Origin of the sequence: Sporofaciens sp. JLR.KK001 (assembly GCF_036941055.1) — a bacterium.
Classification (GTDB): Bacteria; Bacillota; Clostridia; order Lachnospirales; family Lachnospiraceae; genus Sporofaciens.
Window position 1 is genome coordinate 918,502 of the sequence record NZ_JAYMNO010000001.1, and the last position, 19,500, is coordinate 938,001.

At 46.9% G+C, this 19,500-nt stretch carries 21 protein-coding genes and 1 pseudogene; 17 read left to right on the forward strand and 5 right to left on the reverse strand.

The annotated features are described in order from the left end of the window. Positions 1 to 10: 10 nt before the first annotated feature. From VSQ62_RS05070 to trpA, 3 genes are read left to right on the forward strand one after another with little or no spacing between them, the layout of a single operon-like run. Positions 11 to 619: a phosphoribosylanthranilate isomerase gene (locus VSQ62_RS05070; protein ID WP_334633548.1), complete on the forward strand. Its 609-nt coding sequence runs from the start codon at positions 11 to 13 to the stop codon at positions 617 to 619. Continuing rightward, positions 616 to 1,806: a tryptophan synthase subunit beta gene (gene trpB, locus VSQ62_RS05075; protein ID WP_334633549.1), complete on the forward strand. Its 1,191-nt coding sequence runs from the start codon at positions 616 to 618 to the stop codon at positions 1,804 to 1,806. Before VSQ62_RS05070 ends, trpB begins: the two co-directional genes overlap by 4 nt. Further along, on the forward strand, positions 1,799 to 2,575 hold the full coding sequence (gene trpA, locus VSQ62_RS05080; protein ID WP_286082413.1) for a tryptophan synthase subunit alpha: 777 nt from the start codon (positions 1,799 to 1,801) through the stop codon (positions 2,573 to 2,575). Before trpB ends, trpA begins: the two co-directional genes overlap by 8 nt. 154 nt (positions 2,576 to 2,729) lie before the next feature. Here trpA and VSQ62_RS05085 read toward each other — a convergent pair whose 3' ends face one another. After that, complete coding sequence (locus VSQ62_RS05085; RefSeq protein WP_286082412.1) at positions 2,730 to 2,969, reverse strand: helix-turn-helix domain-containing protein; 240 nt, start codon at positions 2,967 to 2,969, stop codon at positions 2,730 to 2,732. A gap of 910 nt (positions 2,970 to 3,879) precedes the next feature. On the opposite strand from VSQ62_RS05085, the gene VSQ62_RS05090 reads away from it, so the two are divergent. The 4 genes from VSQ62_RS05090 (at position 3,880) to VSQ62_RS05105 (ending at position 5,778) form a co-directional block, all read left to right on the forward strand. Then, a complete protein-coding gene (locus VSQ62_RS05090) occupies positions 3,880 to 4,005 on the forward strand; it encodes a hypothetical protein (RefSeq protein WP_286082411.1) in 126 nt (41 codons plus the stop codon). A 71-nt stretch (positions 4,006 to 4,076) separates the two neighbouring features. Continuing rightward, positions 4,077 to 4,967 (forward strand): DUF2705 family protein, encoded by an 891-nt coding sequence (locus VSQ62_RS05095; RefSeq protein ID WP_334633551.1) that lies wholly within the window; start codon positions 4,077 to 4,079, stop codon positions 4,965 to 4,967. Between the two features lie 12 nt (positions 4,968 to 4,979). After that, positions 4,980 to 5,348: a hypothetical protein gene (locus VSQ62_RS05100; RefSeq protein ID WP_016287151.1), complete on the forward strand. Its 369-nt coding sequence runs from the start codon at positions 4,980 to 4,982 to the stop codon at positions 5,346 to 5,348. Positions 5,349 to 5,544: 196 nt separating this feature from the next. Then, complete coding sequence (locus tag VSQ62_RS05105; RefSeq protein ID WP_016287150.1) at positions 5,545 to 5,778, forward strand: hypothetical protein; 234 nt, start codon at positions 5,545 to 5,547, stop codon at positions 5,776 to 5,778. Between the two features lies 1 nt (position 5,779). Here the strand turns inward: VSQ62_RS05105 and VSQ62_RS05110 are convergent, their stop codons facing one another. Continuing rightward, positions 5,780 to 6,121, reverse strand: coding sequence for a plasmid mobilization protein (locus tag VSQ62_RS05110; protein WP_016287149.1), 342 nt, complete (start codon positions 6,119 to 6,121; stop codon positions 5,780 to 5,782). A 380-nt stretch (positions 6,122 to 6,501) separates the two neighbouring features. On the opposite strand from VSQ62_RS05110, the gene VSQ62_RS05115 reads away from it, so the two are divergent. From VSQ62_RS05115 to VSQ62_RS05135, 5 genes and pseudogenes are all read left to right on the forward strand, one after another. Further along, positions 6,502 to 6,840, forward strand: a complete 339-nt coding sequence (locus tag VSQ62_RS05115; RefSeq protein ID WP_334633552.1) for a hypothetical protein — start codon at positions 6,502 to 6,504, stop codon at positions 6,838 to 6,840. 45 nt (positions 6,841 to 6,885) lie between these two features. Then, positions 6,886 to 7,215 carry an HTH domain-containing protein gene (locus tag VSQ62_RS05120; RefSeq protein WP_334633553.1) on the forward strand — a complete coding sequence of 110 codons (330 nt, stop codon included), beginning with the start codon at positions 6,886 to 6,888 and terminating at the stop codon, positions 7,213 to 7,215. Between the two features lie 778 nt (positions 7,216 to 7,993). Continuing rightward, positions 7,994 to 8,095, forward strand: a pseudogene (locus VSQ62_RS05125) (ABC transporter ATP-binding protein); the annotation flags it as partial. 26 nt (positions 8,096 to 8,121) lie between these two features. Beyond that, complete coding sequence (locus VSQ62_RS05130) at positions 8,122 to 9,849, forward strand: FtsX-like permease family protein (RefSeq protein ID WP_334633554.1); 1,728 nt, start codon at positions 8,122 to 8,124, stop codon at positions 9,847 to 9,849. Then, a complete protein-coding gene (locus VSQ62_RS05135) occupies positions 9,798 to 10,040 on the forward strand; it encodes a hypothetical protein (RefSeq protein WP_334637570.1) in 243 nt (80 codons plus the stop codon). Before VSQ62_RS05130 ends, VSQ62_RS05135 begins: the two co-directional genes overlap by 52 nt. A 432-nt stretch (positions 10,041 to 10,472) precedes the next feature. Here the strand turns inward: VSQ62_RS05135 and VSQ62_RS05140 are convergent, their stop codons facing one another. Continuing rightward, positions 10,473 to 10,967 (reverse strand): QueT transporter family protein, encoded by a 495-nt coding sequence (locus VSQ62_RS05140; protein ID WP_334633555.1) that lies wholly within the window; start codon positions 10,965 to 10,967, stop codon positions 10,473 to 10,475. Positions 10,968 to 11,383: 416 nt separating this feature from the next. Here VSQ62_RS05140 and asnS point away from each other — a divergent pair, with 416 nt between their 5' ends. From asnS to VSQ62_RS05165, 5 genes are read left to right on the forward strand one after another with little or no spacing between them, the layout of a single operon-like run. After that, positions 11,384 to 12,775 (forward strand): asparagine--tRNA ligase, encoded by a 1,392-nt coding sequence (asnS, locus tag VSQ62_RS05145; protein WP_334633556.1) that lies wholly within the window; start codon positions 11,384 to 11,386, stop codon positions 12,773 to 12,775. Positions 12,776 to 12,789: 14 nt separating this feature from the next. Continuing rightward, positions 12,790 to 13,479: a VanR-ABDEGLN family response regulator transcription factor gene (gene vanR, locus VSQ62_RS05150; protein WP_334633557.1), complete on the forward strand. Its 690-nt coding sequence runs from the start codon at positions 12,790 to 12,792 to the stop codon at positions 13,477 to 13,479. Further along, positions 13,469 to 14,734, forward strand: a complete 1,266-nt coding sequence (locus VSQ62_RS05155; protein WP_334633558.1) for a sensor histidine kinase — start codon at positions 13,469 to 13,471, stop codon at positions 14,732 to 14,734. The genes vanR and VSQ62_RS05155 overlap by 11 nt, the downstream gene beginning before the upstream one ends. Further along, complete coding sequence (locus VSQ62_RS05160) at positions 14,622 to 15,722, forward strand: metallophosphoesterase family protein (RefSeq protein WP_334637572.1); 1,101 nt, start codon at positions 14,622 to 14,624, stop codon at positions 15,720 to 15,722. The genes VSQ62_RS05155 and VSQ62_RS05160 overlap by 113 nt, the downstream gene beginning before the upstream one ends. Beyond that, a complete protein-coding gene (locus VSQ62_RS05165; RefSeq protein ID WP_334633559.1) occupies positions 15,719 to 17,275 on the forward strand; it encodes an ATP-binding protein in 1,557 nt (518 codons plus the stop codon). Before VSQ62_RS05160 ends, VSQ62_RS05165 begins: the two co-directional genes overlap by 4 nt. 37 nt (positions 17,276 to 17,312) lie before the next feature. Here the strand turns inward: VSQ62_RS05165 and VSQ62_RS05170 are convergent, their stop codons facing one another. Both VSQ62_RS05170 and VSQ62_RS05175 read right to left on the reverse strand, forming a co-directional pair. Then, positions 17,313 to 18,497 (reverse strand): ribose-phosphate pyrophosphokinase, encoded by a 1,185-nt coding sequence (locus VSQ62_RS05170; protein ID WP_334637574.1) that lies wholly within the window; start codon positions 18,495 to 18,497, stop codon positions 17,313 to 17,315. Then, on the reverse strand, positions 18,481 to 19,497 hold the full coding sequence (locus VSQ62_RS05175) for an ATP-binding protein (protein WP_334633560.1): 1,017 nt from the start codon (positions 19,495 to 19,497) through the stop codon (positions 18,481 to 18,483). The genes VSQ62_RS05170 and VSQ62_RS05175 overlap by 17 nt, the downstream gene beginning before the upstream one ends. Positions 19,498 to 19,500: the final 3 nt, after the last annotated feature.

Genomic DNA, 19,500 nt, shown 5'->3' on the forward strand with positions numbered 1-19,500 from the left:
AAGGATTAAGATGGCAAAGATTAAGATGTGCGGGCTTTTTCATCCCTGCGATATCAGGGCCGCCAATGAGATAAAGCCGGAATATATCGGATTCGTATTCTCGCCGGGAAGCAGGCGGTATGTGACCTATGGACAGGCGTCAGAATTAAAAGCGCTGCTTGAGCCGGACATCCGGGCCGTGGGTGTATTCGTAGACGAGAATCCAAAAACCGTGACGGATCTCCTGGATCAAGGCGTTATCGATATTGTCCAACTGCATGGCAGAGAGGATGAAAGCTATATAAAGAAGTTGCGGACGCTTACGGATTGCCCGGTGATCCAGGCGTTTTGCGTAAAAAATGAATATGACGCCGCGCAGGCACAGCGAAGCACGGCAGATTATATCTTACTCGATTCCGGCGCGGGCACGGGGACGATATTTGACTGGAAGCTGATACAAGATATCCAAAGGCCGTATTTCCTTGCGGGAGGGCTTTCGCCTGACAACGTGGGAGAGGCGGTAAGGTATCTGTACCCCTATGCCGTGGACGTAAGCTCCGGCATTGAGACTGACGGGAGAAAAGATAAAATAAAAATGGCGGCGTTTGCGGCCGCTGTCAGAAAGGAAGAGAAGCTATGACAAATCCAAACGGACGCTTCGGCATCCACGGCGGGCAGTATATTCCCGAAACACTGATGAACGCTGTGATTGAATTGGAAGAAGCGTATAATCACTATAAAAATGACGCCGGGTTCAACAGGGAGTTGATGGAATTATTCAACGAGTATGCAGGAAGGCCATCCCGGCTTTACTATGCCGGGAAGATGACAGAGGACTTAGTCGGTGCGAAGATTTATCTAAAGAGGGAGGACCTCAATCATACAGGCTCGCATAAGATCAACAATGTGTTGGGCCAGGCGCTGCTTGCCAAAAAGATGGGGAAGACCCGCCTGATTGCCGAGACGGGGGCGGGACAGCACGGTGTGGCAACAGCCACCGCCGCTGCCCTGATGGGGATGGAATGCGTGGTATTCATGGGGGAGGAAGATACGGTCCGTCAGGCGCTCAATGTGTACCGCATGCGGCTCCTTGGCGCCCGGGTCGTCCCGGTGAAGACCGGCACGGCAACCCTCAAGGACGCGGTATCCGAGGCCATGCGCGAGTGGACATCCCGGATCAGCGATACCCATTACTGCCTCGGGTCGGTGATGGGACCGCATCCATTCCCGACGATCGTCCGCGATTTCCAGGCAGTGATCTCCAGGGAGATTAAGGAGCAGCTTAAGGAGAAAGAGGGGCGGCTGCCCGATGCCGTTCTTGCCTGTGTCGGGGGCGGCTCCAATGCCATGGGGAGTTTCTATCATTTCATTGAAGAGAAGGGCGTAAGGCTGATCGGCTGCGAAGCGGCGGGCAGAGGTATCGGGACATTTGAGACGGCGGCCACCATTGCCACCGGAAGGCTTGGGATTTTCCATGGGATGAAGTCCTATTTCTGTCAGGATAAATACGGGCAGATCGCGCCGGTTTATTCTATCTCCGCAGGGCTTGATTATCCCGGCATCGGTCCGGAACACGCCCATCTGCACGATATTGGGAGGGCAGAGTATGTTCCCGTGACCGATGATGAAGCGGTAGAAGCCTTCGAGTATCTTTCAAGAACGGAAGGGATCATCCCCGCCATCGAATCAGCCCATGCCGTCGCCCACGCGATGAAGCTTGCGCCGGCGATGGGAAGAGACAAGATCCTGGTCATTACAATATCCGGCAGAGGCGACAAGGACTGTGTTGCGATCGCACGCTACAGAGGGGAGGATATCCATGAGTAATATCAGAATAGCATTTGCAAACGGGAAAGCATTTATTCCATTTATCACCTGCGGGGACCCGGATCTTGAAACCACTGCCGCCGTTGTCCGCACGGCCGCAGAAAACGGCGCGGATCTCATCGAGCTTGGGATTCCTTTTTCCGATCCCACCGCGGAGGGCCCGGTCATCCAGGGGGCCAATCTCCGGGCGCTTACTGCGGGCGTGACGACAGACAAGATCTTCGACCTGGTCCGTGGGCTCCGCCGGGATGTGAAAGTCCCGATGGTCTTTATGACGTATGCGAACGTGATCTTTTCTTACGGCGCGGAAGCATTCCTGTCCGCCTGTAAGGAGATCCGGATTGACGGGCTGATCCTGCCGGACCTGCCCTTTGAAGAAAAAGAGGAGTTCCTGCCGCTTTGCCGTAAGTATGGCGTGGATTTGATCTCACTGATTGCGCCTACGTCCCAAAACCGTATCGCTATGATCGCGAAGAAGGCGGAAGGGTTTCTCTATATCGTGTCCAGCCTTGGCGTGACCGGAACAAGGAGCGAGATCAAGACCGACCTTGCCTCAATTATTAAAGTAGTACGGGAGAACACGGATGTGCCGTGCGCCATCGGCTTCGGCATCTCCACACCGGAGCAGGCGAAAAAAATGGCAGCTCTTTCCGACGGCGCTATCGTAGGGTCCGCAATCATCAAATTGCTGGAAAAGTATGGGGAAGAAGCGCCGGAGCATGTGGGCGGATATGTAAAGGCTATGAAAACTGCAATAAATAGTGTATAAATAGCAAGATAGCTTAGATATTATTTTTGGCATAAAAAGCCGGCAGACTGTGATTTTCACAAGTATGCCGGCTTGTATTTTATATATGCCTGCTTCTTTGTTTACGGAATTTTTTTCTTTCTAACATTTCGGGCATAAAGAGGATGGCGCGATGTCAGGATTTTTCTGGCGGGTAAAAAACCAATAGATCTTGTATACTGCAATCCAGTACGGTGCAGAGCTTGCATAAAACAAATACATCTAACCGGGTAATATTATTGGTACAGTAATTGTCAATTTGTTTCCAGTTCATTTCCGCTTTGTGCGATAATTTATTTTTCGTTAATCCTCTTTTTCTTAGCAATTCATTCAGCCGAATCTCTAAGCGTCCATAATTTTCATCCACGTTTGCCATCTCCTGTTGATATATGTGGAAATTTTACTTGCATTTTTATTATATACTTATTATAGTATTCCTGTAATCTATAAGAAGTATTATAATACTTATATAACAAACATATATTCTAAAAGGAGGACGAACTGTTGCAAAATGAACCTATGTTTGAGGCGGGATGCCGGCAGGCAATAAATAAATTGCAGAGTTAGTGAAAAAAATGATGATAATCCTTGACTTATAGACAACTTGAAATTAAGATAAAGCCAAAGTCCAACTTGAGAGGGTATGTCATGCCACTGTAATTTCTGTAATTAATCATAGCTTCATTCAAGATAATATAGGGCAAGTGCAGCGGTATTTATGCACTGTCAGAGTTCTCTCTAGGGGAAGGCAGGACTATTTCCAGGGTTTATCTGTAGGGATGATATGGCGCAATCCCGTTTATTGGAGGTACGGTTTAAAAATAAAATACCGTAAATACAATAAATAATCGAAGCAGCCGGAAGGGGATATAGTCCTACTGCCGGTTTTCATGCGCTATAGAAAGTGGATGTAAAGGAAAGGATCTGGTAGATTTTATCGTGTATTTTGGAGTAGCAGATTTCTGCTGGTTTTGGGCAATCATCCGGTGGATGAGAAGGAATTAAAAGATATAAATGAAGAAGTAACCAGGATGGTATCCAACATAGATTTGTATGGTCAAGAATAATCATATGGATAAGTAGAAAAAGGATTATGTTTTATTGTCTACTATGCTGTTAAATCCCTGTTTTGCAGGCTTTTGAAGCTTAATTCGGATCATGCTGAAAGAAACTGTCAGAAAGAAAATATCAGAAAGAAAAAGTATGGCCGGCAGGATATGTTTGTTTGGATAAGCTGGGGTATCATTTGGAACAAATCATCATAGTAGTGGAGATGGTGGTATATCATGAGTTTGACAGAAATATTTTATGAAGTATTGAATAAAGAGGATGGGGAGTCCCGAATAATAGAGGCTATGGAGGCTGCGAATAAGGCTTTTTCCCAAATATTAGTTCCTGATACAGAAGAGTAGGATACAACGGGAATGAAAAGTTTTTAATCGGTGATGCCTATTGGAACTTTGTTGCTCCGCGTGAGAAGCTCTTGAATACAATAGCCGCAAATTATGATGCGCCGGGTGAAAACACGGGTTTGAAAAAATTGCCGGATTTGGATATGACAAACGGAGCAGGTTTTTATCAGACAAGGGAAGAAAAAATTGAAGCATTGTTAAATATGCCGTCCCGCAAATTATCTGATGCCCAAAAGACATATTGGAGCAATATGAACAGTAAAGTAGATACACCCTTACAATATGGCTATTACGGAGGATGGGAAATCATTATTAGCAGCTTTGAACTTTTCATGTTTGCGTTGCTTTGTGTTTGTATTGTGATTGCCCCTGTTTTTTCCGGGGAGTACCAGACGGGGACGGATGCAGTTATTTTGGCGGGCAAATATGGAAAAACAAAGCTGATAACAGCAAAAATCATATCCTCATTCCTTTTTGGTCTGATTGCGTTTACGCTTCATGTCTTAATTGCCTGTGGATTGCCGCTTGCAGCCTTTGGCATGGATGGGTGGAATCTTCCCTTGCAGATTGCAGGGACGACAATACCTTATCCGTTTACATTTATGCAGGCTGTTCTTATCAATTTGGGAGTAATCTACCTGATTTTGTTTGCAATGATCGGGCTGACACTGGTTCTCTCTGCAAATATGAAAAGTCCATATGTAGTATTGATTGTGCTTGTACCTGTACTTTTTATCCCCATGTTCTTAACGCCCAATGGAACAACCGGATTATATAACTTAATATTGTTCTTACTGCCCTATCGTGCAACTATGCCCGAAATCAGTAAATATATTTCCTATCAATTTGGCGGTTTCGTTATGGATGCACTTGCCGTAAGAGCAATCGTGTACACGATATTAACGGCGGTGTTCATACCGCTTTCCAGACTTGGTTTCAAAAAACATCAAGTTTCAGCGTAAAGGAGGTTAAGGATGAAAAAGAAAAAACTGATGATTGCAGTTATGGCTATTTTAGTCATAGTTGTTGCTGTTTTGGTGGTTGTTACCCAATCGCCAAAATGGTCAAAAAAATCTTTTGAAGCTGTCATTCAAGAAACCATTATACAGCCGGATGGAGAAATTCGTTTAATCGTTGAACGTACAACAGAAATCTATTCTAATCCCCTCAATTCTCTTCATATAAGCGAAGAAACAGAGTTAGTTGGGATGGACGGAAAAGAGATAGAAATTGAAGATTTACAGCCGGGAAATACCGTTGAAGTTATTTTGAAAGATTCCTTTGTTGAAGAAACACCTTTTTACTATCCAACAGTTTATAAAATCAAGGTAATTAACAATTGATATTTTGAAGAATGTTTGCCGCACGACATCATCGCCACATGGCGGTAAAAGAAAAAGCTGTTGCAGAGTAGAGTTGCTTGTGGATGCCTATGGAACGGTGGCTTTGTGAAAATCAAAGCTGCCGTTTTTTTGAACTAATTTATAAATTTCTTTTTGATAAATTTAGTGAAAAACGAGTTGTTATAGGAGATAAATCATGCGAAAAAGAAAACTTAAAATATTGATGCAAAGAATTAAAAGAAACAAAAGAATTATTGATAACTTTACACATCAAGGTGTATCGCAAGGAAGAATGAAACTTACCTGCGGTACACCTTTTTTAATGGTGCGAAATTTGTCTGATTTTGGGTTCTGTTGCGGTTTTGCTTTTGCAGATTTGTGGGAGAAATTTAACGGGGATGTTTTGTTTTCGGAAGGAATTTGGAAATAATTTACTGTTTCATGGTGGGTTGCCTTGCAAGCATGGCTTTCTGTGTATCCCATACCTGTTTCATCAGTTTTTTCACTTCCTCAACATCGGCTTTATATACGTTGCCCGTTGCGTTCATGCGCTTTGCTATCTGGTTCAGATTGCCGCTGATTTTTCCAAGCGTGTAGTTGTAATCCCGCAGGTCTGAATAGTCAATGTCATAGACAAAGCCGTACAAAATCAGCCGGCGGAGGAAAGTGGATTTGCTTTTCATGCCGGAGATTTTTACTTTCTGCTCCAGTATGTATTGCTCCTTGTCACTCAGGTATATTTTCAGCTCATTTTTGCGTTCCCTGTTTGCCATTTTTTATCTCCTTTCTTCGGATGGGGTTTTGAGAAGATTTTACACAATATTCAATCCTGCCGTGGGGGATGTTCGTGCAAAAAATGAGTGAAAAAATCAGAAATCCCGGCAGGGCATTTCGTGGTTTCTGAACGCAGAGGGGGCTAGGGGGAAACTTCCCCCTGCAAGCAGATTTTTCAAAATTCCCAGAAGTGGGGATTTGGGAAAATCGGAGCCTGTGAGGGAACACAGGCAGTGCTTGCTATTACTTCAAAGGGAAAGTTTTTGGTTTTAGCTGTCTGAAAGAAAAGGCAGGATTTTTTTTGAGGAACATACCCGTATACGGGAACTTCCTTTATCTACAATTAACATCACAAACAGCGGAGAAAGGGGGTGGAAAAATGTTAGACCACGCATTCCAGTGGCGGCGGGAAATTGAGCGTATGCTGCTGTCGGGGAAAAGGCTGACTGTGCCAAAACTCATGGCTATGTACAGTGTCGGGAAGAATGCCATACGCAGGGATTTTGAAGTCATAGGCGAAGAACTTCCCGTGATAGCAAAACAGGGATATAACGGCGGCTATTTCCTCATGGACGGGGCAGGGAAACACCAGAACTCACTTTCCCATGAACAACTGGAATGCTTGGAAAAACTCGCTGTAAACTGTACGGGAAAAGACAGGGAAACCGTACTGTCAATCATACATGAATTCGGACCGTACTGTGAAAGGAATACATAAAAAAATCCGGCAGTTTTCAAGCCGAGAAGTGAGAGGAGGTGCGGCATGGATACGGCACACCGGAGGATGGAAATTATCAGCATTTTATCCGTCAAAAGACATATAACGTCAAGGGAGCTTGCGTGGGAACTTGGCGTTACTATGCGCACGATACACCATGATATTTTCGTATTGTCTTTTGATTATCCAATTTATACAAAACCGGGTTGTTGCGGCGGGGTTTTCATTACAGAAAATTACAAGCCCTATACCAATACCCTTACAGAAACAGAGCTTGAAACACTGTGCAGGCTGTACGGAAAATCGGAGGGGAAAGAGAAAGAAATCCTGTTCCGGATTATCCGCAAGTACGGTGCGGACAAGCTGGAAATTTAACTGGACAGACGAAACCATTTTATTTGTGATGTGGATTTAAAAAGAGCCGATCACTGACAACTGAATACTGGCAATCCTGTAAGACGTATGAAACAGCCGAGCTGTGCCGGAACACGCCATGACTGCCTGTGATGAACAGGCAGGAGCGAGAACTGTTTTAGGGCAAACAAGGTGTGGGAACCTTGCGCCATGACACTGTTTCCTGATAATGATACTTCCGCTAAACGGTCACGAAGATGATGGTGCGAGTCCAATGTGAGCTTTTTCCCAAAAGCTACAGAGCTTGCATATTGGAGCATAGAAATGTATTGTATATGTAGGAATCAACGTTTTTGAGAGATTTAAGTGATTACGCCGATTTATCTTCTTCAAAACTCGGTTCCTGCATGCTGAGAATTAATCGACTTATGTGTGAATGGCGGTTCAGGAACAAAAGCCGAAAAAAATGTTTTCTCAGATAATCAATGACAGTTGACTCGGACACTTTGCCTTTGTGAGATGTCCGGAGGTAACGGTGCCGTTCAATCATTTCTACGAATGCAGAATTCAATGCACTCATCTGGATAATCCCCATAGAGATTTCAGAGCAGAGGACAAAACGCTCGATTGCTTCTATGGTTGATAAAACAGACGGTCGGTCTTCTTCTCGGATTAATGTTAATGGATCTGGATCCGATTTCTTTTTATACTTGTTGAGCTTCGGAACTTTTGAATTCCAAAAGTGATAGGAGAATCCATGGATCTGTTGTTTCATTTCACGGAACATTTGCTGCTGACAGAAATGAATGAACGCCTTGACGCTACGGTCCTCATGGTAACGCATGACGCCTTTTCTGCAAGCTACTGCCGCCGCATTCTTTTTATCAAGGATGGGAAAATCTGTTTCCGTTTTGGGAGGTGAGCAGAATGACCTCTTGTAAACTGATTATAAAAAATGTGAGGAAGAATATCCGGGATTACCTGATCTACTTTTTGACCCTTATGATCTCGGTAAGTGTCTTTTACGCATTTAATTCCATTTCAGACCAGCCGGCTTTTTCAGAAATGGGTATGACAAAGACGCTTTTGTATGACCAGCTCGGCATCCTGCTTTCTACACTGACAGTGCTGATTGCCGTTGTCCTTGCGTTCCTGATCATTTATGCGAACCAGTTTTTACTGAAGCGGAGGAAAAAAGAACTGGGCCTCTATATGGTTCTTGGCATGAAAAAGGGCCGCATTTCCCGGATATTTGCAGGGGAAACATTCTGCGTTGGGGTGATTGCGCTTGTGACAGGCCTATGCCTTGGTGTTGCATTATCGCAGGGAATATCATTAGTCGCCTTAAAACTGTTTGCCATTGAACTGTCAAAGTTCCGGCTTGTCTTTTCAATGGGGGCTTTTCAGAAGACTGTCCTGTGTTTTGCGGTTATTTTTCTGCTTGTCATGACCTTTAATGTATGGTCTGTCTCCAGCGTACAGTTGATCGACCTTTTGACAGCCGGCAGGAAAAATGAAACATCACAAAATCAGAGCCGCCTTTTGCCCGTGCTGCTGTTTTTGGTTTCCCTGGCCTGCATCCTGTCTTCCGGGGTGATGTTCTACAGAAACGGTATTTTGCCCTCGCGGGAGAACCGGTCTTTTCAGGCGGCGGGCATCCTGATTGTGGCAGGGACATTCCTCTTTTTTTATTCCCTGTCTACTGTGCTTGTCCAGGTACTCCGGGCAAATAGTAACGTTTATTTGAGGGGGCTGAACACATTCCTCGTCCGTCAGGTTGGCAGTAAAATCCGCACGAATTATTTTATCATGACGATTGTCTGCGGATTGCTCACAGTGACGATCTGCGCTGTATCGGTTGGCGTAAGCACCGCGCTTGCCATGAATGAACTGTCCGGGTCTGCCACACCCTATGACTTGAATGTGCTGTCAAATGTCAGCATGGACGGTGACAGCAGCATTTTGGAATATCTCGCATCCAAAGATGCCGACTTATCCGGCTATGCGGAGAATATGGAGCAGATCAGCATTTATGAAGCAGATTTTACTTATGGCAGTCTGTTTGAAGGTCAGAATGTGGAGCTGTGGCCCATTGACGAAGGGATTTCAGACAGCAGTGTTTCTGTACTTGCTGTTTCGGATTTTAACCGCGCCCTTAAAATGCAGGGAAAAGAACCTGTGGCATTGACAGAAAATCAATACCTGCTGAACTGTAATTACAAGGGAACTTTTCAGTATGTGGAAGAAGCATTGGAAAGCCATGCGGATTTAGTGCTGGCAGGAATTCCTTTGCAAAGGGCATCGGATACGGTTTTAGAGGAAACCTACTTTATGACCTCTGTCGGGAACAATGACCGGGGGACGCTGATTGTCCCGGATGCGGTTGTTCACAGTCTTACGAAAGATGTAAATGTGCTTTTGGTGCTATACCGGCCAGATGCTGATTCGGATGCGGTCTTGCAGAAAATGATCCCGATTGGGCTGGATGATACCCACGGTTACCGTTATGCGGAAAAGAACATGATGTATGATATGTTCTATGGATTCAAAAGCTGGGGGCAAAGAAGGAACAGATCAACCGAGCCCTGCTGTCTCAGACAGCAATCTTCTTTGCGGCTCCGCTTGCAGTGGCAGGTATTTTTTCTGCCGTCCTGATGGGAAAAGCAATGGAAATCGTAGAGGATTTTATGAACATCCATATTTCAACAAACTTAGGTTTCACAGTTGTACTGTTCCTTGTGGTATATGGGAGCTGCTTTCTTGCCACTTATCTGTCCTGCAAGCGGATGGTAGTAGAACATCAGAATAAACGATGGAGGAATAAAGAATATGCCGGAAAATATTAAATGGGATGCTGTATAAGTCCATATCATCAAGAAAAAACATAAAAAATGAAAAATGCCGGAATTAGTAGAAAGAAAATAGTACCAATAAAAAGAAATATCATCCTATCCATAGTGCTGTGTGGATTGGCCAGTACAGGATTGTATGAGATGATGCGTAATTCGTTGGATAAGGATGGTAGTTTACCGGGGAAAAAATAAAGATTGCCAGAAGAAGGGCAGAATGATAATATAGATAGAGAGATAATCGTGTAGAAAGAGAGAAGCGGCCGTTATGCCAGTCCGGTAGAGCATAACGGCCGTTTCTTCTGTTCAGAATTTATTGAAAATACGCCGTTTCCGTAAAATTATGTTTATCTGGTTCGAATCCTGTTACCCCGAATTAAAAATGAGGCATAACACCCAACACGGTAAGTTATGCCTCATTTCTATTTCTTAATTCTTAGCCGGAAGAAAGACGATATTTTTATATTTTTTCAATGCATAATACAGCGCTAACCCAAGTACGCCGCAGGACAGGACTTCTCCGATCCCTACCGTAAGCATCATGAACGGAATCGGGAGAGCCACACCATATCCAAAACGCAGTACAAAAGGTACGATAAGCGTATTGGCAATGATAGGCGGAAGCGGCGCCAGCAGCGGACGGTTTCCGAACAATTTGTAAGTGAAGAAGGCTCCGAGCAGAGTAGCAATGCTTCCAAAGATAATATCAGGGAGTATTGCACCGCCTAATATATTGCCGATCAGGCATCCGATAAAAAGACCGGGGACGGCGGCGGGGGTAAATACCGGCAGGATAGTAAGCGCTTCGGCAATCCTAACCTGTATCTCTCCAAAAGAAAATGGTGCGAATACATAAGTGAGCACCACATAGACGGCAGCGATCATAGCTGCCTGGCTTAGAAAAGCTGTGTTTGATTTGTTCATTGTTTTGTCTCCTTTAGTTTTGTTTTACGTGTGGAAGGTCTCGAACACACGCGCCATAGCGGGCAGCAAAGATATCCGGCAGATGTCTCTGCTGTCTTCCCATAACGCCGGAAATCGGCGGCAAGCCCAATATGACCTTGGTTTTGCGGGCTTTGCAACGATTGAAAGTATAACATGGAATATAGAAAAAATCAAGCTTTCAGTCAAACAGAGTTTGAGGAGTTTTCACTGACACGTGACTGACACGTGAACTTAAGCTCTGCCTTTAAAAAATATCTCCATTGTGTTATAATAGGGTACATGTGCAGGCCGCAGGCTGTATGAAACGGTCTTTTGCGGGTCAAGGAATCCTGCACGCGCAAAAGAGAGTGCATTATATCTGGAAAAGAAATATATTGAAAAAGGAGTAAAAGAATATGGAATTGACGACGATCAAGGAGTTATACAAGAGCAAAGAACAGTATTTGGATCAGAAGGTTACGGTAGGGGGCTGGGTGCGCAGCATCAGGGATTCCAAGACATTTGGATTTATCGTGTTGAATGACGGGACATTTTTTGAAGCGCTGCAGATCGTGTATCATGACAAGATGGATAATTTTGCTGAGATTTCCAAGCTGAATGTAGGCGCGGCTGTGATCGTGACGGGAACGCTTGTTGCGACGCCGCAGGCGAAGCAGCCTTTTGAGATCCAAGCCGATACCGTGGAGGTGGAAGGAGCGTCTGCGCCGGATTATCCGCTGCAGAAGAAGAGACACAGCTTCGAATATCTTCGGACGATCTCACATCTTAGGCCGAGGACGAACACATTTCAGGCAGTATTCAGGGTGCGATCGCTGACGGCATACGCGCTTCATAAGTTCTTTCAAGAGAGAGGATTTGTCTATGTGCATACGCCGCTGATCACGGGAAGCGACTGTGAAGGCGCCGGGGAGATGTTCCGGGTGACCACGCTGGATATGGAGGAACCGCCGAAGACGGAGGAGGGCAGCGTGGATTACAGCCAGGATTTCTTCGGGAAGGAGACAAGCCTTACCGTGAGCGGCCAGTTGAACGGGGAGACGTATGCGCAGGCATTCCGTAATATCTATACATTCGGACCGACCTTCCGTGCGGAGAATTCCAACACCACAAGGCATGCTGCGGAGTTCTGGATGATCGAGCCGGAGATGGCATTCGCAGATCTGGATGACAATATGATGCTGGCGGAGGCTATGTTAAAATACGTGATCAACTATGTTCTTGAGGAAGCGCCGGAGGAGATGAATTTCTTCAACTCATTTGTCGACAAGGGGCTGCTTGAAAGGCTTCGCCATGTTGCGTCCGCGGATTTTGCCAGAGTGACCTATACAGAAGCGATCGAGATCTTGGAGAAGAATAATGACAAGTTCGAATACAAGGTTTCCTGGGGCGCGGATCTGCAGACGGAGCATGAAAGATATCTGACCGAGGAGGTGTACAAGCGTCCGGTATTTGTGACGGACTACCCCAGGGATATCAAGGCGTTTTACATGAAGCAGAATGAAGACGGAAGGACAGTGGCGGCAGTGGACTGCCTGGTTCCGGGGATCGGCGAGATCATCGGCGGAAGCCAGAGGGAAGATGATTACGATAAGCTGCTCACAAGGATGAAGGAGATGGGGCTTAAAGAGGAAGATTACAAGTTCTATCTGGATCTTCGCAAATACGGTTCTACCAGACACTCCGGGTTTGGTCTTGGATTCGAGAGATGTGTGATGTACCTGACCGGAATGAGCAACATCCGTGACGTGATCCCGTTCCCAAGAACTGTTAATAATTGTGAACTGTAAGGATTACGAAGCGTATGAATATTTTAGTTGTAGACGATGAAAGAGAGATTGCGGACGTTATAGAATTATATCTGCAGAACGATCAGTACAGCGTGTTCAAGTTCTATACAGGTGAGGATGCGCTTAGCTGCATAAGGAGCAAGAAGATCGATCTGGCGATCCTGGATATCATGCTTCCGGATATCGACGGTTTTCAGCTTTTGAAGATCATCCGCGAGAAATACACATTTCCGGTTATTATGCTGACGGCTAAGACGGAATACATGGATAAGATCACGGGGCTTACGCTGGGGGCGGACGATTACATTCCGAAGCCCTTCAACCCGTTGGAGCTGGTTGCACGGGTGAAGGCGCAGATACGCAGATATACCCAGTATAATGACGGTGTGAAGGAAGAGGGAGACATTATTGATTTCGGCGGACTTCTGCTGAACCGTACCTCCCATGAATGTGTGTATAACGAGGTGCCTCTTACGCTTACGCCCATAGAATTCGATATTCTCTGGCTTCTGTGTGAGAACAGGGGCAAGGTGATCAGTTCTGAGGAATTATTTGAAAAAGTATGGAATGAGAAATATTATAAGAACAGCAACAATACGGTGATGGTGCATATCCGGCATCTCCGGGAGAAGATGAGCGGACCCACCGGCAAATCAGACTTTATCAAGACGGTATGGGGAGTAGGGTACAAGATTGAAGAATAACTATCGCAAGCTGAAGTTCAGCATATTGCTCCAGACGGTCCTGGTCACCGCGCTGACGGTCCTGGTCGGAGGATTCATTCTCAATTATGTGATCGACGGTATCTATAACGATACCTTCGCGGAGATGTTCGTAGAATTCCTGATGTCTCTGAATATGAAGGAGAAGACGGCTATTAATCTGTACTGGAAGCTGATCGGCAATAATAAGTACTTCTTTATTATCGTCGGCTTCCTGCTCCTTTTTGCGCTGTTTTATTATGCGGCGTTGTCCAAGATGATGAAGTATGTAGACCAGATCGGGGACGGGATCGAGAATATCCTTGCGGAGTCCACGGAGCCGATTCATCTCATCACAGAGCTGAAGCCGATCGAGATCCGGTTAAATGAGATCAAAGCGACTCTAAAACGGCAGGAATTGGAGGCGGAAGAGGGTGAGAAGAAGAAGAGCGACCTGGTACTCTTCCTGGCGCACGATCTGAAGACTCCGCTGACCTCCATCGTCGCCTACCTGAGTATGCTGGACAGCCATACCGAGATGCCGGAGGAGAACCGGATCAAATATACGCATATAGCGCTGGAGAAATCCATCCGTCTAGGAGAACTGATCAATGAATTTTTCGATATCACCCGGTATAATTTCCAGGATATTGAGCTGGAAGCGGTGGAGATCAACCTGTCTTTTATGCTGGAGCAGCTGGCGGACGAGCTGTACGGGGTTCTGCAGGAGAAGCGTCTGGCCTGTGAGGTGGACGTGGAGGATAACCTGGTCGTATACGGGGACCCGGATAAGCTTGCCCGGGTATTTGACAATATATTGCGGAATGCGATCGCATACTGCCATGAGAATACGGAGATACGGATAGAAGCCCGGATGAAGGAACGGGACGTTGAGATCGTATTTGTGAATCAGGGAGATAAGATCCCGGGAGCGATGCTCCAGACGATATTCGAGAAGTTTTACCGTGTCGACGGTTCCCGTTCCAGCGGGACCGGAGGCGCAGGTCTGGGACTTGCGATTGCAAAGGAGATTGTAGGACTGCACGGCGGCAGGATCCGCGCGAAGAGCGACGATATCCGGACACAGTTTATTGTGGAGCTGCCGGTGAAGACGGAGAAGGAAGAAGGGACAGCAGATGAAGTTCATACACATCGCAGACGTGCATTTGGGGGCAAAACCGGACGCAGGAAGCGCGTACAGCGCAAAGAGGGAAAAGGAGATCTGGAACAGCCTGGCAAGGGTGACAGAGATCTGTAATGAAGAGAAAGCAGAAGTTTTGCTGATCGCGGGAGATTTGTTCCACAGGCAGCCCCTCCTCAGAGAATTGAAGGAAGTGAATAGTCTCTTTGAGAGGATGGCGGATACACAGGTAGTGCTGACAGCCGGAAACCACGATTACCTGAAAAGGGATTCCTATTACCGGACGTTTGAATGGGCGCAGAATGTACATATGATCTTGAGCGAGGAACTGTCCTGTGTTGAACTGCCGGAATTATCGCTGGCGGTATACGGCATGAGTTATTACGCAAGAGAGATCAGGGAAGGAAGATATGACACGGCGCTGCCTGAGGGGCGTCAGAGATATGAGATATTGCTGGCTCACGGCGGGGATGAGAGGCATATTCCGATACAGAAAGAGCGTCTGAGTGTGCTTGGCTATGACTATGTGGCGCTTGGGCATATCCATAAGCCGCAGATCCTTGCGGATAACCGCTGGAATCTGATGGAGACGCAGTCCAAAGCAGGTACTGTGTATGAGAGCCGTATCGCATATTCCGGCGCGTTAGAGCCGATCGATAAGAATGATACGGGCAGACACGGATATATTCAAGGAGATCTAACCGGTACGGGCTGCCGGATAGAATTCATTCCGTGCGCTTTAAGAGAGTATATTCATCTGCCGGTCATGGTGCAGAAGAAGATGACAGGCCATGGTCTTAAGGAGTGTATCAGAGACAGGATCAAGGAGCTGGGAATGCAGAATATTTACCGGGTGACGGTGAAGGGTTTCCGCGACCCGGATATCCTGTTCGATCTTAACGATATGGACCCATACGGGAATATTACGGATCTGACGGATGAGACGAAGCCGGCCTATGATTTTGCCAGACTTCTTGGGCAGAACAAGGGAGACCTTCTGGGGAGATTTATCGAGAGCCTGATGGATTATGATGAGGACAGCGTGGAATACCTGGCGCTGTGTGAAGGCGTGCAGGCGTTAATGGAGACTAGAAGAGGTTTATGAAGATTCAGGAATTGGAAGTTAAAAATTTTGGTAAATTTACTGACAGACGCATACAGATGGAAGACGGGATCAATATCCTGTACGGAGAGAACGAATCCGGTAAATCTACGCTCCATACATTTATCAAGGGAATGTTGTATGGAATGGAGAGGGGGCGCGGAAGGGCGTCTGTATATGATACATTCAGCATCTATGAGCCGTGGGAGAATCCCAATTATTATTCCGGTTCACTGAGGTTTGAGAGCGGAGGAAAGATATTCCGGATAGACCGGAATTTTGACAGATATAAGAAGAATGCAGAGCTGATCTGCGAGGATGACGGAGAGCAGCTCTCGGTTGCGGACGGGGATCTGGAGATGCTGCTTGGCGGGCTGAAGGCTGCAAGCTATGAGAATACGATCTCTGTGGGACAGATGAAGGTAGAGACCGGGCAGGCGCTGGAGGCAGAATTCAAAAACTATGCGACCAATTATTATACGACGGGGAACAACGAGATCGACCTTGCGGAGACGCTTGGATGCCTGCGTGAGAAGAAGAAGATGCTGGAGCGGGAAGTGAAGGAGTCCCTTGTCAGGAAGCAGGCAGAGCGTGAACGGATCGAACAGGAGGCGTCCTATGTCTGGCGGGACGTACATCATCTGGAAGAAGAGTGCGGACGTATCGCGGAGGAGCTAAGACACCGGCAGGAGAAAGAGATATACGAAGAGGCGGAGAACACGGAGAATAAGCGGATGATCGACGAGCTGAGGCCGGATAAGTGGAGGATCCATCCTGTGGAGCTGGTCCTGTTCGCGGTGATCATCGTCCTGGCATTTATGTTCATCGCAAAGCCTTGGAATTATCTGGTTTCTATCATTATATTTCTGACCTGCGGGGTGTATGTGTGGAACCGGATGAAGGTGGGCAAGAAGCAGGAGAAGACGCTGCCGGAGATCATACTGGAGGAGATCACGCCTGAGGAAGAGAAGATCCCGTTAGAGAAGCTCAGGTGGGAGTATGCGCATGTGCGGGAAGAACTTAAGGAGAGACAGATCCAGTATGACAACCTTAAGGAACAGCTCGCCGAGCTGGATGAGGTCAGCGAGGATTTCCGGGAATTTGACAAGAAGAGGATGGCGATCCGTCTGGCGGAAGAGAGGCTTAACGAGCTGTCCGGCGAACTGCAGAGGCAGCTTGAGGAACGTCTTAACGGCGCGGCTTCCGAGATTCTTTCTGAGATCACTGAGGGCAGGTATACGAAGCTTCTGATCGAAGAGAAGCTCCATATGAGCGTGCTCAAGGAAGGCAGAAGAATCCCGCTTGAGCAGCTGAGCCGCGGGACGGTGGAGCAGATCTACTTTGCGCTTCGCATGGCGGCCGGCGACGTGCTGCGGGAGGAAGAGTATCCGGTGATATTGGACGATACTTTCGTCTTCTATGATGACAGACGTCTTAAGAATACGCTGAAGTGGCTCGCCGGGTACAGGAAGCAGGCGCTGATCTTCACATGCCAGAAGAGAGAGGTGCAGATGTTAGATGAACTGGGGATCGAGTATCGCCTAGAAAGGATTTGAACCGTTACCGACGGATACAAAGAAGGAGAGACAGCCGTCAGACTGTCTCTCCTTTTTTGTATCTGTTCACTACATGGTGGATCCTGTCTACAGGATTCAGGATACTGCTGATAGATCCGTCGTGGTTCAGCGTATCGATCATGAGTGCAATATATTTGCTCATATCGCAGTTGACATAATAAGGCCGTTCAAGAAGTTCCGGCGTCTGATAGATCAGGTTGGTCGTAAGAACGGCATCCAGGATCCCCTCTTCGTAAGCCTTGTCGAACTTCTCAAGTCCGTTCGTGAATAATCCGAAGGTTGCAGCGGCGAAGATCCGCCTTGCCTTGCGCTGCTTTAACTGGCGTGCAACATCCAGTATACTGTCGCCGGAGGAGATCATATCATCCAGTATGATCACATCCTTGCCTTCCACGGAAGAACCCAGGAATTCGTGGGCTACGATCGGGTTGCGTCCGTCGACGATCTTCGTGTAATCACGCCGCTTGTAGAACATCCCCATATCCAGGTTCAGCACATTGGCAAGATAGACGGCGCGTCCGGTGGCGCCCTCGTCCGGGCTGATCGCCATCATGTGCTCGCTGTCGATCTCGAGGTCGTTGAAACGGCGGAGAAGCCCTTTGATGAATTGATAAGCCGGCCTCACGGTCTCGAATCCGTTCAGAGGAATCGCGTTCTGTACGCGCGGGTCGTGTGCGTCGAAGGTGATGATATTATCCACACCCATGCGTACCAGCTCCTGAAGAGCAAGCGCACAGTCCAGAGATTCGCGGCTGCTTCTCTTGTGCTGCCGGCTCTCGTACAGGAACGGCATTATGACGTTGATCCGTCTTGCTTTGCCTCCGATAGCGGCGATCACACGTTTCAGATTCTGATAGTGGTCGTCAGGGGACATATGATTGATATGTCCGGTCAGTGAATAAGTCAGACTGTAGTTACAGACATCTATCATGAGATAGATATCTTTGCCGCGGACGGATTCGTTGATAATGCCCTTGGCTTCCCCGGAGCCAAAACGGGGCACCTTCACGTCGATCAGGTAAGTATCCCGTTCATAACCATTATAAACAACATCGTCCTTAAAAGCATGTCCCTCGTCTCTGCGCCATTTTACAATATAATCGTTTACTTTGCTGCCCATCTCTTTGCAGCCGTCAAGAGCGATGATCCCCAAAGCTCCTATCGGTATGTTCTCAAGAATACGGTCATTGCGGCGTAGCATCATTCGTACCTCCCAGGTTAAGTAATTTTTTCTGGATGCGGATATCGTCACCTGTCAGACGCAGGATCGTATAATTGCTGCTTATTCGTGAAAATGTCCGCTCCGAGTAGATGGATTGTATATCATCCAATGCGAGATTGGTTGATATAATGGTTGATTTCTGTCTCAGGATCCGTTCGTTCAGACAGGTAAATAGCTGTGAAACGGTAAAAGAGTTCGGCAATTCGGTTCCCAGATCATCGATGATCAGCAGGTCGCAGTCATAGATATGGCTCTGCATGTCAGGATTCTGCTCTTCGCGCCTGCCGAACTTATTCTGTGCAAACAGATCAAATAACTGGGCGGCAGTAAAGTAGATCACGGAATAAGAGGTATCGATCAGCTCTTTCGCGATACAGTGCGACAGAAATGTCTTGCCGACCCCGGTGTCCCCATATAGCAAAATATTATGAAATTCAGCGGAAAATGTATCTGTGAAATTATGGCATACTTTCAATGCGGTCTGGATTGCTTCCAGTGAAGACCGTCCGGTCTTAGGATCAATATGGCTGCGGGAATAGTATTCCAGTGAAAATGTGGAAAAGTTCTCCTTATTAAGGATGTTCTGAAGATTAGACTGCTCATAGAGCAGCCCGATCACTGCCTTCTTAAGGCAATGGCATTGCCGGTCTCCAATATATCCAGTATCCTGACAGTCCGGACAAGTATAATGAAGCTCCAGGTAGTCTGAGGGCAGCCCGTGGGAAGTAAGAAGCTGCTGTTTCTTATGGATCAGTGTATGCAGTTCCCCGCGCAGTGAATCAAGGGCGTCGTCATCGCCGCTAAGAAGCCTGTGCGCCTTTTGAACACTCAGGGATGCGATGGAGCGGTCCAGATCTTCAAGGCCGGGGATCAGGGTATACGCCTTCTGAAAACGGTCTCTGAGCCGGTATTCATTGTTAAGCCGGCGTTGTTCGTAGACATGCATGATCTGGTCATATTGTGAGTTGGTGAGCGCCATAGT

What these genes read in the sequence shown, in the direction of transcription:
- VSQ62_RS05090 (WP_286082411.1), top strand. Translation starts at nt 3,880, where the DNA reads ATGAGTTTGACAGAAATATTTTATGAAGTATTGAATAAAGAGGATGGG.
- trpA (WP_286082413.1), top strand. Translation starts at nt 1,799, where the DNA reads ATGAGTAATATCAGAATAGCATTTGCAAACGGGAAAGCATTTATTCCA.
- VSQ62_RS05100 (WP_016287151.1), top strand. Translation starts at nt 4,980, where the DNA reads ATGAAAAAGAAAAAACTGATGATTGCAGTTATGGCTATTTTAGTCATA.
- VSQ62_RS05170 (WP_334637574.1), bottom strand. Translation starts at nt 18,497, where the DNA reads ATGCTACGCCGCAATGACCGTATTCTTGAGAACATACCGATAGGAGCT.
- VSQ62_RS05140 (WP_334633555.1), bottom strand. Translation starts at nt 10,967, where the DNA reads ATGAACAAATCAAACACAGCTTTTCTAAGCCAGGCAGCTATGATCGCT.
- VSQ62_RS05120 (WP_334633553.1), top strand. Translation starts at nt 6,886, where the DNA reads ATGGATACGGCACACCGGAGGATGGAAATTATCAGCATTTTATCCGTC.
- vanR (WP_334633557.1), top strand. Translation starts at nt 12,790, where the DNA reads ATGAATATTTTAGTTGTAGACGATGAAAGAGAGATTGCGGACGTTATA.
- VSQ62_RS05070 (WP_334633548.1), top strand. Translation starts at nt 11, where the DNA reads ATGGCAAAGATTAAGATGTGCGGGCTTTTTCATCCCTGCGATATCAGG.
- VSQ62_RS05115 (WP_334633552.1), top strand. Translation starts at nt 6,502, where the DNA reads ATGTTAGACCACGCATTCCAGTGGCGGCGGGAAATTGAGCGTATGCTG.
- VSQ62_RS05110 (WP_016287149.1), bottom strand. Translation starts at nt 6,121, where the DNA reads ATGGCAAACAGGGAACGCAAAAATGAGCTGAAAATATACCTGAGTGAC.
- VSQ62_RS05105 (WP_016287150.1), top strand. Translation starts at nt 5,545, where the DNA reads ATGCGAAAAAGAAAACTTAAAATATTGATGCAAAGAATTAAAAGAAAC.
- VSQ62_RS05085 (WP_286082412.1), bottom strand. Translation starts at nt 2,969, where the DNA reads ATGGCAAACGTGGATGAAAATTATGGACGCTTAGAGATTCGGCTGAAT.
- asnS (WP_334633556.1), top strand. Translation starts at nt 11,384, where the DNA reads ATGGAATTGACGACGATCAAGGAGTTATACAAGAGCAAAGAACAGTAT.
- VSQ62_RS05175 (WP_334633560.1), bottom strand. Translation starts at nt 19,497, where the DNA reads ATGGCGCTCACCAACTCACAATATGACCAGATCATGCATGTCTACGAA.
- trpB (WP_334633549.1), top strand. Translation starts at nt 616, where the DNA reads ATGACAAATCCAAACGGACGCTTCGGCATCCACGGCGGGCAGTATATT.
- VSQ62_RS05130 (WP_334633554.1), top strand. Translation starts at nt 8,122, where the DNA reads ATGACCTCTTGTAAACTGATTATAAAAAATGTGAGGAAGAATATCCGG.
- VSQ62_RS05165 (WP_334633559.1), top strand. Translation starts at nt 15,719, where the DNA reads ATGAAGATTCAGGAATTGGAAGTTAAAAATTTTGGTAAATTTACTGAC.